At 61.9% G+C, this 14,328-nt stretch carries 14 protein-coding genes; 8 read left to right on the top strand and 6 right to left on the bottom strand.

The window, feature by feature from the left end:
- The 3 genes from icmH to BJQ17_RS28160 form a co-directional block, all read right to left on the bottom strand.
- Window positions 1-550: type IVB secretion system protein IcmH/DotU (icmH, locus tag BJQ17_RS28150; RefSeq protein ID WP_139139832.1), on the bottom strand; the 550-nt coding region annotated here is incomplete at its 3' end.
- A gap of 217 nt (window positions 551-767) precedes the next feature.
- Window positions 768-1,604 (bottom strand): phosphatase PAP2 family protein, encoded by an 837-nt coding sequence (locus BJQ17_RS28155; RefSeq protein ID WP_070096934.1) that lies wholly within the window; start codon window positions 1,602-1,604, stop codon window positions 768-770.
- A 2-nt stretch (window positions 1,605-1,606) separates the two neighbouring features.
- The gene (locus tag BJQ17_RS28160) at window positions 1,607-2,296 is read right to left on the bottom strand and encodes a histidine phosphatase family protein (protein WP_014861729.1); all 690 of its coding nucleotides are present in this window, start codon (window positions 2,294-2,296) and stop codon (window positions 1,607-1,609) included.
- A 278-nt stretch (window positions 2,297-2,574) separates the two neighbouring features.
- Between BJQ17_RS28160 and BJQ17_RS28165 the strand changes: the two genes are divergently transcribed.
- The 8 genes from BJQ17_RS28165 to BJQ17_RS28200 all read left to right on the top strand — a co-directional run bounded on the left by BJQ17_RS28165 (window position 2,575) and on the right by BJQ17_RS28200 (window position 11,744).
- A complete protein-coding gene (locus BJQ17_RS28165) occupies window positions 2,575-3,321 on the top strand; it encodes a gluconate 2-dehydrogenase subunit 3 family protein (RefSeq protein WP_004374959.1) in 747 nt (248 codons plus the stop codon).
- 3 nt (window positions 3,322-3,324) lie between these two features.
- Window positions 3,325-5,109, top strand: a complete 1,785-nt coding sequence (locus tag BJQ17_RS28170; RefSeq protein WP_004574130.1) for a GMC family oxidoreductase — start codon at window positions 3,325-3,327, stop codon at window positions 5,107-5,109.
- 12 nt (window positions 5,110-5,121) lie between these two features.
- Window positions 5,122-6,369: a cytochrome c gene (locus BJQ17_RS28175; protein ID WP_070096935.1), complete on the top strand. Its 1,248-nt coding sequence runs from the start codon at window positions 5,122-5,124 to the stop codon at window positions 6,367-6,369.
- 244 nt (window positions 6,370-6,613) lie between these two features.
- Window positions 6,614-7,633, top strand: coding sequence for a transcriptional regulator PtxS (gene ptxS / locus BJQ17_RS28180; RefSeq protein WP_064614648.1), 1,020 nt, complete (start codon window positions 6,614-6,616; stop codon window positions 7,631-7,633).
- Window positions 7,634-7,697: 64 nt separating this feature from the next.
- Complete coding sequence (locus BJQ17_RS28185) at window positions 7,698-8,477, top strand: sugar phosphate isomerase/epimerase (RefSeq protein WP_070096936.1); 780 nt, start codon at window positions 7,698-7,700, stop codon at window positions 8,475-8,477.
- Window positions 8,470-9,420, top strand: coding sequence for a sugar kinase (locus tag BJQ17_RS28190; RefSeq protein ID WP_047605230.1), 951 nt, complete (start codon window positions 8,470-8,472; stop codon window positions 9,418-9,420). Before BJQ17_RS28185 ends, BJQ17_RS28190 begins: the two co-directional genes overlap by 8 nt.
- Window positions 9,421-9,478: 58 nt before the next feature.
- Entirely contained in the window at window positions 9,479-10,771 is a 1,293-nt protein-coding gene (locus BJQ17_RS28195) for an MFS transporter (RefSeq protein WP_004574122.1), read from the top strand.
- Window positions 10,772-10,781: 10 nt separating this feature from the next.
- Window positions 10,782-11,744, top strand: a complete 963-nt coding sequence (locus BJQ17_RS28200) for a D-glycerate dehydrogenase (protein ID WP_014861723.1) — start codon at window positions 10,782-10,784, stop codon at window positions 11,742-11,744.
- A 42-nt stretch (window positions 11,745-11,786) separates the two neighbouring features.
- On the opposite strand, the gene BJQ17_RS28205 is transcribed toward BJQ17_RS28200, so the two are convergent.
- The 3 genes from BJQ17_RS28205 to bamA form a co-directional block, all read right to left on the bottom strand.
- Window positions 11,787-12,752: an endonuclease gene (locus tag BJQ17_RS28205; protein WP_010954248.1), complete on the bottom strand. Its 966-nt coding sequence runs from the start codon at window positions 12,750-12,752 to the stop codon at window positions 11,787-11,789.
- Between the two features lie 14 nt (window positions 12,753-12,766).
- Complete coding sequence (locus tag BJQ17_RS28210; RefSeq protein ID WP_047605232.1) at window positions 12,767-13,150, bottom strand: hypothetical protein; 384 nt, start codon at window positions 13,148-13,150, stop codon at window positions 12,767-12,769.
- Window positions 13,151-13,280: 130 nt separating this feature from the next.
- On the bottom strand, window positions 13,281-14,328 hold a 1,048-nt coding region (bamA, locus tag BJQ17_RS28215; protein WP_070096937.1), incomplete at its 5' end, for an outer membrane protein assembly factor BamA.

Below are 14,328 nucleotides of genomic sequence, written 5' to 3' on the forward strand. Positions count from 1 at the left end.
GGCAAAAGCAGAAGTACAGGAACTCCAGCACATCCTGGAATTCCTTTGGCGATTGCATGATGCGCTCGAGCAGCACGAAGATCTTTTCGCCGCCCTGGGTTTCGTCGTGGAAGATGCTCAGCAGCGGTTCGTGGCTCCAGCACGAGTTCTGGCCCCAGGGGCGGGTCATCACGGCCTCGTCCAGGTGCAGGCACAGGGCGTAGGAATAGACTTCCTGATGGATCGCGCAATAGCCGTGCTGTCGCATTTCTTCGCGAATAGTACTGACCTGTGTTTGCACGGTCTTGTGCACGAACTGGATGTTGGGCAGGTCATCCAGCGTGCGCAGGCGAATGACCAGGCCGAACAGCTGGCTTGCCGCGTCGAGCATGAGGTTGTCGTAGCCGCCGCGTAGCTGAAAGTCTGGATCGGCCGGGTAGCCGGGTAGATCGGTTGCGTATTCAGGACCCGCGCCGTCAGGAGGCGGTGGGGTTTCGTTTATGTCTTCGAGCAGGATTGGCTTTTGGGGGGTGGGCACTGGTTTGCCAGTGCGGTCGGACTCTTTGGGCATCCTTGATCCTCGTCTCTTGGCAGCTCAAACACTCGCGGTGGCCCCCCGCGTCCATGCGGTCGGGCATTAGCAGTTGCGAAAGCCTGAAGAGTAACTAGGAATCAATTTTTGTGGGAGATTGAAACTTCCTAAAGCATTGTAGGAAGTTTCTTTGGAAGTTGTTGTCTAATTATTTCTGTCAAAAAATGAGTGATGTTTTATAGAGGGCTGATTTTTCTCATGACTGTTGTGACCACGTCTGCAAGTGCTGCGGCGCAGCATCAGATAGAGCTGGACTAAGTTCAGCCGCCTGCAGCGCGATGCGCCCATAGAAGAGCAATGCTGTTGCCCAGGTTGTAAGCCAGACAAAGATCCCGGCCCAGAACGTATGAGACATGTAGTGCCAGCCCTGTAATACTCGGGTAGTGCCGTACACGAACCCGATCAGCAGAATGGCCACCAACAACTTGCGAGCATGTGCCCACCGATGGCGCAGGGCCACGAAATACAGCGCCAACAGCGTAAACCCGCTGGATGCATGGCCACCCGACCAGCAACGGCCATCGCCGGGCTTGCTCCATAAAGAGAAGTTTTCGAACCATTCGACCCGGGGCTGCGAACCGCCATACAGCGTGGTTTCCACAGGGCAATACACGCTGGTATGGCTTTTCAGGTAGTGAATCACGGTGGTGCTCAGCGCGAACGCTACCACCACGAACAACAGGTCGCGTCGGTGTTGGGTGGTAAAGCGCAGCACCGGTGCAATACGGACCTTTTCCAGCGCCCGGGCAAGGCCCAGTTGGGGGCGGTTGGCCAAGCGCGGCCAGATGAACGACAGCAAGCTGCCTATGACGGCCAGTTCACCGGTCCAGTCCGGCAGGATGCGTGGCCATTTGTGAGTGACTTTCTCGAATAACGGGTTGTGCAGCAGCGGGAACTGGCCAGTGGCCGGGTCAAGCAGCAGGTTGCTGATCCAGCGATCGAAGTCTGTGAGGTCGAAGGCCATGAACACAATGGCGGCCAGCAATAGCGGCAGCAGCAGGTTGTTGCGGTAGAAGGTGGCGCGGGAGGGCATGTTCAGAGTTCCTTGGCATCAATGAGAGTGTGCCATTCACTGGCCGCCATTTGGCCCAGCACCTTCGTCTTGCCATCGTTGCCACGCGTGATGAACAGGGCGCTGGCATAGCTGTTCGCTGTTGCGCTAGAAGGCGCTTTGAGTGCCTGCTCCAGTTGTTCCATGCAGCCGCTGTGGCTGACCAGCACGAGGTTGTGGCCTTTTCGCTTGAGGGCAAAGGCATTTTCGGCAAAGTGGCCGTCACACTGATTAAGCCAGTCTTGTGTGGCAATGGTTTTACCGAACATGGCTTGTGCGGTCTGCCGGGTTCGCACCTCTGGGCTGGTCCAGACATCAACTGCGCCCAGGCCAAGGTGTTGCAACCCGAGGCCTACATCGGTGGCCGCCTGCCTGCCCGCGACGGTGATGCCGCTGGGGTCATTCAGGCACGCCTCACTGGAGCGGTCGCAGCGTTCGGCATGGCGCAATACGACAATCACCGAGCCTTTCGCCCAATCGGTATACAGCCCACTGTGCTGCAGGTGATGGGGATTGCCCAGGTTGGGGATGGCCGCGCGCTGCTGAGCCCAGGCTGCCGCTACGTCGAGCAAGAGCAGCAGGCACAACACCACCCATTGCGCTGTGCCCCAAGGCCATCGGTATATTGGCCCAAGCCGTGAAGCGGGGGAGTCGTCGATCACGTCGTGCAGCATGTTTGCCACTCCAGTCAGTCTGCTCCATGCAAGAGCGTCGGCACTGTAGGCAGTGGAATGTCGGCAGAGGGTGAGGCGGGTGTGAAAAAAGCCTTGCGCTGATGGGCGTGCGGTGGAGGTTAAGCCGGGTGAGAGGGTAAAAATGAAACCGGTTTCAAAACCTGTCTGAACGCGCTAGATTATTCGGCTGTCTTCTTGATGGCCTATCAAGATCACCTCTTTATTGAAAATCAGATGGCGCTTATCAAGGCCACCCCCACAGCCGATGAGGATTCGCAATGCCTGAGCATGCCCCAGACAACCCGCGCAGGGATTTTCTGCGCAAGACCTTGACCCTGATCCCTGTCGTTACAGTGGCCAGTACAGGGCTTGGCGTGGGCGCCAGCCAGCTGCTTGCGGCCCCGCAACCGCATCAGCAACCGAAAGTGCCGGCCACGCCGCCTGCGGGCAATTATCAACCGACATTCTTCAGCGCCGAAGAATGGGCTTTTGTACAAGCCGCCGTGTCGCGCATCATCCCGGCCGATGAGCTTGGCCCAGGGGCACTGGAAGCTGGCGCCGCCGAATTTATCGACCGGCAAATGAACACCCCCTACGCGACTGGCGCACAGTGGTACATGCAAGGGCCCTTCAACGCCGACGCCCCGCCCGAGCTGGGCTACCAGCTGCAGCTCAGCCCGCAACAAATCTACCGCCTGGGCATCGCTGCCGTGGACGGCTGGTGCAAGGCCAATGGCGGACAGGTTTTTGCTGCGCAAGATAGCGCTACCCGGGACCGCATTCTCAGCAAGTTGGAGGCAGGAGAGCTGGTTTTCGAAACCGTTCCGGCCAAGGTGTTCTTCAGCCTGCTGGTGCAAAACACGCGCGAAGGGTTCTTCTGCGACCCGATTCATGGCGGCAACAAAGGCATGGTCGGCTGGACCCAGATCGGCTTCCCCGGCGCCCGCGCCGACTTCATGGACTGGGTCGAGCGCAATGAGCCTTACCCGTTCCCGGCTGTATCGATCCGTGGTGAGAGGGCCTGAGGCATGGCGACTGTGTTGAACAAAGTGGATGCGGTGATCGTCGGCTTCGGCTGGGCCGGTGCGATCATGGCCAAAGAGCTGACCGAGGCCGGGCTGCACGTGGTAGCCCTGGAGCGGGGGCCGATGCAGGATACCTACCCCGAAGGCAGCTACCCGCAGGTGATCGATGAGCTGACCTACAGCGTGCGCAAGAAGCTGTTCGTCGATGTATCGAAAGAAACCGTCACTGTCCGCCATAGCGTGAATGATGTGGCATTGCCCAATCGCCAGCTGGGCGCATTCCTGCCGGGCAAGGGCGTGGGGGGCGCGGGCCTGCACTGGTCGGGTGTGCACTTCCGGGTCGACCCCGTCGAGTTGCGCCTGCGCAGCCACTATGAAGAGCGCTACGGGCGCACGTTCATTCCCGAAGGCATGACCATCCAGGACTTCGGCGTCAGTTACGAAGAGCTGGAGCCCTATTTCGACTTTGCCGAAAAGGTCTTTGGCACTTCGGGCCAGGCCTGGACCGTCAAAGGCCAGGTGGTCGGTGAAGGGAAGGGCGGCAACCCCTATGCGCCAGACCGTTCCAACCCGTTCCCGCTGCCCGCGCAGAAGAACGTTGTATCGGCAAGGCTGTTCGAAAAGGCTGCCACCCGTCTGGGCTACAAACCCTACAACCTGCCGTCGGCCAACACCTCGGGGCCATACACCAACCCCTACGGGGCGCAGATGGGGCCGTGCAACTTCTGCGGTTTCTGCAGCGGCTACGTGTGTTACATGTACTCCAAGGCCTCGCCCAACGTGAATATCCTGCCGGCGCTGCGCCAGGTGCCCAACTTCGAGTTGCGGCCCAATGCCCATGTGCTGCGGGTGAACCTGGACGACAGCAAGCGCAAGGCCACCGGCGTGACCTACATCGATGCGCAGGGGCGCGAGGTGGAGCAGCCGGCAGAGCTGGTGATTCTGGCGGCTTTCCAGTTCAACAACGTGCGTCTGATGCTGCTTTCCGGCATTGGCAAACCTTACGATCCGGTAAAAAACGAAGGTGTGGTCGGGCGTAACTTCGCCTATCAGAACATGGGGACAGTCAAGGCGTTCTTCGACAAGGACACCTACACCAACAACTTCATCGGCGCGGGTGGCAATGGCATTGCCATCGACGATTTCAACGCCGACAACTTCGACCATGGCCCGCACGGCTTCGTCGGCGGTTCGCCAATGTGGGTGAACCAGGCCGGTAGCCGGCCGATTGCCGGTACCTCCAACCCGCCGGGGACGCCGGCCTGGGGCAGTGCCTGGAAGAAAGCCACGGCCGACTACTACACCCACCAGGTGTCGATGGACGCGCACGGCGCCCATCAGTCCTACCGTGGTAATTACCTGGACCTGGACCCCACCTACCGCGATGCCTACGGTCAGCCGCTGCTGCGCATGACGTTCGACTGGCAGGAAAACGACATCAAGATGAACCAGTTCATGGTCGACAAGCTGAGCAAGATCGCCCAAGCGATGAACCCCAAGGCCATTGCCGTGCTGGGCAAGCAGGTCAAGGACCACTTCAACACCGCCAGTTACCAGACCACCCACCTGAACGGCGGGGCGATCATGGGCACCGACCCCAAGACCAGTGCACTGAACCGCTACCTGCAAAGCTGGGACGTACACAACGTGTTCGTTCCGGGCGCTTCGGCGTTCCCGCAGGGGCTGGGTTACAACCCGACCGGGCTGGTGGCTGCGCTCACCTACTGGTCGGCCCGCGCCATCCGTGAGCAGTACCTGAAAAACCCCGGTCCGTTGGTCCAGGCTTGAGGAGCGATGAGCATGAAGACACTGTTGATCGCCACCCTGGTGCTGGGTGCCGGCGCGGCTGCACAGGCCGTAGCGAATGACGATGCGCAGGTACGCCTGGGCGAGTACCTGGCCCGCGCCGGTGACTGCGTGGCCTGCCATACCGCCAAAGACGGCAAACCCTTTGCCGGTGGGTTGCCGATGGAAACGCCGATTGGCAAGGTGTACTCCACCAACATCACCCCGGCGGCCAGTGGCATTGGCCAGTACAGCTTCGAAGACTTCGACCAGGCCGTGCGCAGGGGTATCGGCAAAGACGGCAGTACGCTCTATCCGGCCATGCCATACCCGTCGTATGCGCGGGTCAGCGAGCAGGACATGCAGGCGCTGTACGCCTATTTCATGAAGGGCGTGGAGCCTGTCGAGCAGGCGAACAAGGCCTCTGACATTCCCTGGCCGCTGAGCATGCGCTGGCCACTGGCAATCTGGCGCGGCCTGTTCGCACCAGAGGCCAAGCCCTGGCAGGCATCGGCGACAGCTGACCCTGTGGTGAACCGCGGTGCGTACCTGGTCGAGGGCCTTGGGCATTGTGGCGCTTGTCATACGCCGCGGGCGCTGACCATGCAGGAGAAGGCCCTGAGCGCGGCCGATGGCGAGCAGTTTCTGGCCGGCAGCGCACCGCTGGAAGGCTGGATTGCCAAGAACCTGCGTGGTGATCACAAAGACGGCCTGGGCAGCTGGAGCGAAGCGCAGTTGGTGCAGTTTCTCAAGACTGGGCGCAGTGATCGCAGCGCCGTGTTCGGCGGCATGAGCGATGTGGTCGAGCACAGCATGCAGCACATGAGTGATGCCGACCTGACCGCTATCGCCCGCTACCTGAAAACCCTGCCGCCGAGTAATCCGAATGACCAGCCGCATGTGTACGACAAGCAGGTCGCGGATGCGCTATGGAAGGGTGACGACAGCAAGCCTGGGGCGGCGGTGTACATCGACAACTGCGCGGCCTGCCACCGCACCGACGGGCAGGGCTACACCCGCGTGTTCCCGGCTTTGGCCGGCAACCCGGTGGTGCAGACGGCGGATGCCACGTCGCTGATCCATGTGGTGCTCGCCGGTGGCACGGTACCGGCAACGCACACTGCGCCGTCGAACTTCACCATGCCGGCTTTCGGCTGGCGTCTGAGTGACCAGGAGGTTGCCGAGGTGGTGAATTTCATTCGCAGCAGCTGGGGGAACCAGGGCAGTGCCGTCACCGCCGGTGATGTGAAGTCGCTTCGCTGACGTGTTTTTCTGCGCCCTCGCCCGTAGGAGCGGATTTACCCGCGAACACGGGCGAAGCCTGTGCCATCCCTAACCCCGATCCCGTAGATCTAAATCTATTAATATCAATGATCTATGCAATATTCTTAATGCGATTTAACATTCCCTGTCTTCGTGTCCGACCAACGGCCTGTTGACGAATCCGCGCATTTTTGCTGTATTGAAACCGGTTTCATCACTATTAAAACAATCATAAGGAAAACCCATGACCGACGCGCCTGCCCATACCCGCGAACGGGTCACCATCAGCGAAGTGGCGCGTGTTGCTGGCGTTTCCAAAGCCACCGTCTCCCGTTACATCGGCGGCGACCGCCAATTGCTGGCCGAAGCCACGGCCAAGCGGCTGGAAGAGGTCATCGAACGCCTCGGCTATCGCCCCAATCAGATGGCTCGCGGACTCAAGCGCGGCCAGACGCGACTGATCGGCATGCTGGTGGCCGATATCCTCAACCCCTATTCAGTGGCCGTGATGCACGGCGTGGAAACCGCCTGCCGTCAGCATGGTTACAGCCTGGTGGTGTGCAACACCAACCGCGACGACGAGCAGGAGCGTCACCACCTGGTGGCCCTGCAGAGCTACAACGTCGAAGGGTTGATCGTGAACACGCTCGGTCACCACCCCGGCGAACTGCTCAACCTGCAGCGCGACATCCCCATGGTGCTGGTCGACCGCCAATTGCCCGAGCTGAATGTGGACCTTGTCGGCCTGGACAATGCTGACGCAGTCGAGCAGGCCCTGGACCACCTGCAAGCCCAGGGCTACCGCGACATCCTGGCGGTCAGCGAACCCCTCGATGGCACCAGTTCACGCCTGGAGCGGGTGCAGGCATTCGGCGCGTCGATCAGCCGTCGGCCAGGCATGCGTCAGCAGGTACTTGAAATCAGCGCCGGGCTGCAGGGCCAATTGGCTTCGTTTCTTGCCCACAGTGGTCATGGTCCGCAAGCCATCTTCACCTTCAACGGCGTTGCCACCTTGGCGGTGACCCGGGCCCTGCTCGAGGCCGGGCGCAACCTGGTTGCCGATGTCGGGCTGATCGCCCTCGACGACCTCGACTGGTACCCCTTGGTCGGCAAAGGCATCACCGCGCTGGCCCAGCCCACCGAGCGTATCGGCGTGGCGGCCTTCGAAAGCCTGCTCGGTCGTTTGCGCGGCGACAGCGGCGCAGCCCGGCGCATCGACTTCAAGGCCAACCTGATCATCCGCGGCTCAACCCAACCCCAGTAAGAAAACGGCAGGCTTGTGCCTGCTGTTGATCAAAAATGAAACCGGTTTCATAAGGATAAGAACAATGCAAGCGAACCCCGTTTCCATCAGTCTCTCCAGCTACGGCGCTGATGTTGTGCGCCAACGTGGCCAGGAGCAGTTTCTGGACCTGCTGGCAGCCGCTGGCGTCAGCCGCGTCGAATTGCGCGAAGAATTGTTCGCCAGTGCACCGGACGCAGCTGCGCTGGGTAGGGTCATTGCCGCGCTGCGCCTGGAATGCCTGTATTCCACCCCCCTTGAACTGTGGACCGCGCAAGGCGTGCCCGACCCGCTGCTGGTGCAGAAGCTGGAAATAGCCCGGGCGCTTGGCGCAGTGGCGCTGAAGGTTTCCTTGGGGCACTTCGATGAGCACTGCGATGTGACGGCCCTGGCGTCGCTGCTGCCTGCCCATGGGCCTCTGTTGCTGGTGGAAAACGATCAGACCGTACAAGGTGGCAGGATCGAACCGATGCTGCAGTTTTTCCAGCGTGTCGACCTGCTTGGGCTGCGCGTGGGCATGACGTTCGATATCGGTAACTGGCAGTGGCAGGGCGAGCCTGCGCCGCAAGCTGCAAGACAGCTAGGCCGTTGGGTGCGCTATGTGCATTGCAAGGCTGTGCAGCGCCGGGCCGATGGCCGTCTGGTTGCCATACCGCCGCAAGCAGCGGACCTGCAAGCGTGGGCAGCGCTGATGGCCGAGTTCGCGCCGGGCGTGGTGCGCGCCGTCGAGTACCCCCTGGTGGGCGAAGACCTGCTGGCGCTGACCCGGGCCCAGGTGCGTCACCTTTCTGCACTCGGCGCTGCGCAGGAGCTGGACCATGCATGAACATGACGTGCTGTGTTTCGGCGAAACCATGGCCATGTTCGTCGCCGAGCAAGCCGGCGATCTGGCCGGTGTCGGCCAGTTCGGCAAACGCATCGCCGGCGCCGACAGCAACGTGGCGATCGGCCTGGCGCGGCTGGGTTTCAAGGTGCGCTGGCTGAGCCGGGTAGGTGACGATTCGTTGGGCCGTTTCGTGCTCGACAGCTTGCGCTGCGAAGGCCTGGACTGTTCCGGCGTCGAGGTGGATGCCAACTACCCGACGGGTTTTCAGCTCAAGGCCCGCAGCGATGATGGCAGTGACCCGGCAGTGGAGTACTTTCGCCGCGGTTCGGCGGCCAGCAGGCTGTCACCTGCGATGGTGAGCCCCGTTTGGCTGCAGGCTCGCCACGTGCACGCTACCGGTATTCCGCTGGCGCTGTCGGACAGCTCGCGGGCGCTGTCCCACGCGCTGCTGGACGCAATGCGCGCAGCCGGGCGCAGCATATCGTTCGACCCCAACCTGCGCCCCTCGCTGTGGCCCGATCAAAGCAGCATGGTGCGAGAAATCAATGCCCTGGCGGCCAAGGCCAACTGGGTTTTACCGGGGTTGGAGGAGGGGCGGTTGCTGACCGGTCAGCACACGCCGGCCGATATCGCCGCGTTCTACCTGGACCAAGGGGTGGAATTGGTGGTGATCAAGCTGGGCGACGCTGGCGCCTACTTCCGCAGCGCCAAGGGCGAAGGGCAGGTAGCCCCCGTGCCAGTCAGCCGCGTGGTGGACACCGTCGGTGCAGGTGATGCCTTTGCCGTCGGTGTGCTCAGCGCGCTACTGGAGGGCCGTCCGGTAGCCGAGGCGGTAGCGCGCGGCAACTGGTGCGGCAGCCGTGCCGTGCAGTCGCGGGGCGACATGGAAGGGCTGCCGCTGCGCCATGAACTGGAGGCCTACGACTTGCGCAGAAGCGCGTGAAGGCCCCAACCCGAATCACCTGTTGCAACAAAAAAAACAAGCTCAGGAGCAACAAACCATGCAAAGCCAAAGCCTGGCACCGCGCCGTTGGTGGTACATCATCCCGATCGTGTTCTTTACCTACAGCTTGGCCTACCTGGACCGCGCCAATTACGGCTTCGCCGCCGCCTCCGGTATGGCCGAAGACCTGCACATCACCCCCGTGCTTTCGTCATTGCTGGGGGCGTTGTTCTTCCTCGGCTACTTCTTCTTCCAGGTACCTGGGGCAATTTACGCCGAAAAGCGTAGTGTGAAGAAGCTGATCTTCGTCTGCCTGATCCTTTGGGGCGGCCTTGCCACGCTTACCGGCATGGTCAGCAACGTCTACATGCTGATCGGTATCCGCTTCCTGCTCGGGGTGGTGGAGGCTGCGGTCATGCCGGCCATGCTGGTGTACCTGTGCCATTGGTTCACCCGGGCCGAGCGTTCGCGCGCCAACACCTTCCTGATGCTGGGCAACCCGGTGACCATTCTGTGGATGTCGGTGGTGTCCGGTTACCTGATCAAGCATTACGACTGGCGCTGGATGTTCATCATCGAAGGCCTGCCCGCCGTGATCTGGGCGTTCTTCTGGTGGCGCCTGGTGGATGACCGCCCGGCCCAGGTGACCTGGTTGAGCGAGCAGGAAAAGGCCGCCCTGGCGCAGGCGCTGGCTGCCGAGCAGCAGGGTATCAAGCCTGTAAAGAACTATCGCGAAGCGTTCCGCTCGCCGCAAGTGATCATCCTGGCGCTGCAGTACTTCTGCTGGAGCATCGGCGTGTATGGCTTCGTGCTGTGGCTGCCGTCGATCCTCAAGCAGGCGGCGAACGTCGATATCGTGCAGGCCGGCTGGCTGGCCTCGGTGCCCTACCTGGCGGCGGTGCTGGCGATGGTGGGCGTGTCCTGGGCGTCGGACCGCCTGCAAAAGCGCAAGCGCTTCGTCTGGCCGCCACTGCTGATTGCCGCGTTGGCGTTCTATGGTTCTTACGCCTTGGGCAGCGAGCATTTCTGGCTGTCGTATGCATTGCTGGTGGTTGCTGGTGCCTGTATGTACGCACCCTATGGCCCATTCTTCGCGATCGTGCCCGAGATCCTGCCGGCCAACGTCGCAGGCGGCGCCATGGCGCTGATCAACAGCATGGGGGCGCTGGGCTCGTTTGGCGGTTCGTGGCTGGTGGGCTACCTCAATGGGGCTACGGGCGGGCCCGGCGCCTCTTATCTGTTCATGTGCGGTGCGCTGCTGACTGCAGTGGCGCTTACCGCTGCGCTCAATACTTCCCAGACCTCTGGCCGAGCAAAGCGCGATAGCTCGCGTCTGGCCATGAACCATTAGGAAATCTGCAATGAAGAAGCGAATCGTCCTGTATAAACGCCTGTCAGACGACTTGATGGCACGCCTGCAAGATCGCGTCGAGGTGACCTGGGTGGACACCACCCAGCCCGATGGCCTGGCCCGACTGCGCGATGCGTTACCGGGGGCGCACGGGTTGCTGGGGGCCAGCCTGCGCCTGGATGCCAGCCTGCTCGACCTTGCCCCGCAACTGGAAGTGGTGTCGAGCGTTTCGGTGGGCGTGGACAACTACGACATTGCTGAACTCAGCAGGCGTGGTGTGATGCTTACCAACACGCCCGACGTGTTGACAGAAACCACGGCCGACACAGGCTTTGCCTTGATCCTGGCTACCGCCAGGCGGGTGGTGGAGCTGGCGAACTGGGTGCGTGACGGCCGTTGGCAGGCCAACCTGGGGCCGGCGCATTTTGGCAGTGATGTGCACGGCAAGACGCTAGGCATCGTCGGCATGGGCCGCATTGGCGAGGCCCTGGCCCGGCGCGCGGCCGCTGGCTTTGGCATGCGCGTGCTGTATCACAGCCAGCGTGCCAAGCCCGAGGTGGAAGCACGCTATGCCGCATGCCAGTGCAGCCTGGATGAGCTGTTGCAGCAGGCAGATTTCGTTTGCCTGACGGTGCCGTTGAGCGCCAGCACCGAAGGCCTGATAGGCGCACGGGAACTCGCGTTGATGAAGCCTGAGGCAATCCTGGTGAACATCTCACGCGGGCGTGTGGTGGATGAGCAGGCGCTGATCGAAGCGCTGCGGGCCAGGCGCATCCGCGGTGCGGGGCTGGACGTGTTCGTGCACGAGCCACTGCCGAGCGACTCGCCGCTGTTGCAGCTGGATAACGTGGTAGCGACCCCACACATCGGCTCGGCGACCGAGGACACCCGCCAGGCCATGGCGCGTTGCGCGGTGGACAACCTGCTCAGCGCGCTGGCCGGTGAGCGGCCGGTAAACCTGGTCAACGGCTGACGCGCCCCGGTTCCCACAGGGGCCGCGCAGCCTTTGAAACGGTCAGCGGCAGTTGCCTGCCTTGCGATACCCCGCTGCCTGCGCTTCACCTTCGTTTGCGAAGGTAACCTGGTTCTTCGCTGTAACCTGGTTGTAGCCCGGGCAGCCGACTGACAGGTGATAGACGTGGCTGTTGCGGTTGCCAAGCACGGCGCCGACCGAACCGGCGCTGGCCAGGCTTGGTTTGGCCTCTGGCTTGGCCGCGTTTACCGGCACCGCCTCTACCACGCCGCTGCCAACCGGCTTGTAGCCGGCGGTCCACTTGCGTTCGCCGCTTACGAACGGGTTGGCATGGCCCATGATCGCGGCAATGCGCCGGTCGCGTTCTTTCTCCCAGGCCGACACCGGGTGTTGCTTGTCCCAGGCCATCAGCAGCTGTTGCTGTTGGCGCGACATGTTCAGCTTGTAGCGGTCGAACATGTAGAACGTGGTGCGGGCCACCAGGCCTTTGACTTCGTCACGCGGTTCGGCGGTGCGCTGGACGAAATCGACCTTGGTGGTGCATTGGCCGTATTCGCCGGCATTGCCAGTGACCATGCCGTAGTTGAAGTTGCTGCGGTCACCGTTGACCTCACCCACGGCCGGGTAAAGGTTGAACAGGTCGGCCTCCATGGCGCGGAACACCGGGTCGTTGTCCACGCAGTGCTCACGGCCGCCGTTCTTCCAGCACTGGCGCTGGTTGCCGAAGGTGTGGGCGGGCACGATGTGTTCCCACTCGGTGCGTTCGGCACGGTTCTGCTGCTTGCGCGTCTGGTAACCACACGAGGCGGCATCGATGCGCCCGCCAGACTTGCCCACCCAGGTCCATTTGCAACCGCAGTACAGGTCGCCCATGGCACTGCTGGCCTGGTCCAGGTAGACCTTCTGCTTGGCCACCACCTTGGCTTCGGTGAAGGTGGCCGGCGGGTTGGCCAAGGCAGGGAGGGTAAAGGAAAACAATAAGGTTACGGCGTAAAGCAGTGATTTCATGGGGAAAACATATTTCAGGTTGGGCCGCGCATTGTAATGGTTTCCCCGGGGCTGACCAGCTCGCGGAGCCATACCAATGGTCGGCCAGGGTCATCGCTGCCCATACGGCTGAAGGTGGCTGAGTCGAGCATGTCCCGCACCTGGGTGCCCATGCGCAGCAGGTGCTCGACGAAACCGGCACCGACGTCACCGTAATCCTCCAGGGAAACCCCGCTCTGGTTGTGCTGGATTGCCAGGTGGTAATGACTGACACCATCGCCGTTGCCGCTACCGCCCAGTACCACCGTGAAGCGTGGGCCAAGCAGGGTGGCCAGGCGTTGCTGCACCAGATCGAGCAGGGCGACGGGTATTTCATCTTCGCGCAGTGATGTAGGGAAACAGGGTGTGAACGGAGGCATGAGGGTGTCCTGCTGGGCGGGGTTCGAGTGCTGGCCAGCTTAGGCAAGGTGACTGTCAACTTGGGTAAAGCGGGGGTAAAAGCGGGTAATGCTCAACCCCCGAGCTGCGCGGTTCATTTCATGAGCAGCCTCAGAAGGTCTGCCCCAACGAGAACTGGAACACCTGGGTTTCGGCGTTATCCGGCTTTTTCAATGGCGTCGCCAGGCTGAAACTCAGCGGCCCCATCGGGCTGTACCAGGTCACGCCAACCCCCAGCGACACAGCCATCTGCGCCAGGTCGACGCTGCCGCAGCCTTGGGTGGTGGACAGGTAGCAGGTGTCGGCATATACGTTGCCGGCATCGACAAACACCGAGCTGCGCAGCTGGCTCTGGTCCTTCACGAAGGGCAGTGGGAACAGGTACTCGGCTCCGCCGGTAATCAGGATATTGCCCCCCAGCACATCGGTGTCGCGGTCGGAATAGTAAGCCTGCCCAGCGCTGGAATAGGCCCCGGTAGCCGGTGTGCTGCGCGGGCCGAGGGTGCCGTCCTTGAACCCGCGTACCGAGCCCTGCCCACCGGCGGTGTAGCTTTCATAGAACGGCAAGCCGTCGGTGGAGCCATAGCCGTTGCCGTAGCCCAGGTTGGTGTGCAGGCGCAGCGTGGTGTTGCTGGTGACCGGCAGGAAAGCCTGGCCGTCGTAGTCGAGCTTGTAGAACGACAGGTCGCTGCCAGGGGTGGTAGCCATCAGCGTCAGGCTCTGCGAGTGGCCCCGGGTGGCTAGCACGCCTTTGTTGAGGGTAGATTCCGACCAACCGATCGACGCCTTGAGGTTGTTGAAGCTTTTGCCTTCGCGGGAGATGAAATCGTAGATCTCGTCAGCGCTGTAGGTGCCGGGCGAAATGTCGTCGTGCTGCAGGGTCAGGCCGTAGGTCAGGCGCGAGGTTTCGTTGATCGGGTAGCCGAAGCTGACCCCGGCGCCGTAGCTGTTGATTGCATAGTACGAAACCCCATCGTCGTAGTAATCGCTGTAGTCGGTGGTGTTGTAGAACAGGTTGTAGCCCAGGCTCACGCCGTCGGCGGTGAAGTAGGGGTCGACGAAGCCGAAGTTGTACTTGGTCTGGTATTCCGAACGGGTCAGGCCGATGGACACCTTGTTACCGGTACCGAGGAAGTTGCTCTGGCTGATCGAACCACCC

This window comes from Pseudomonas sp. NBRC 111139, assembly GCF_001753955.1.
Lineage (GTDB): Bacteria > Pseudomonadota > Gammaproteobacteria > Pseudomonadales > Pseudomonadaceae > Aquipseudomonas > Aquipseudomonas alloputida.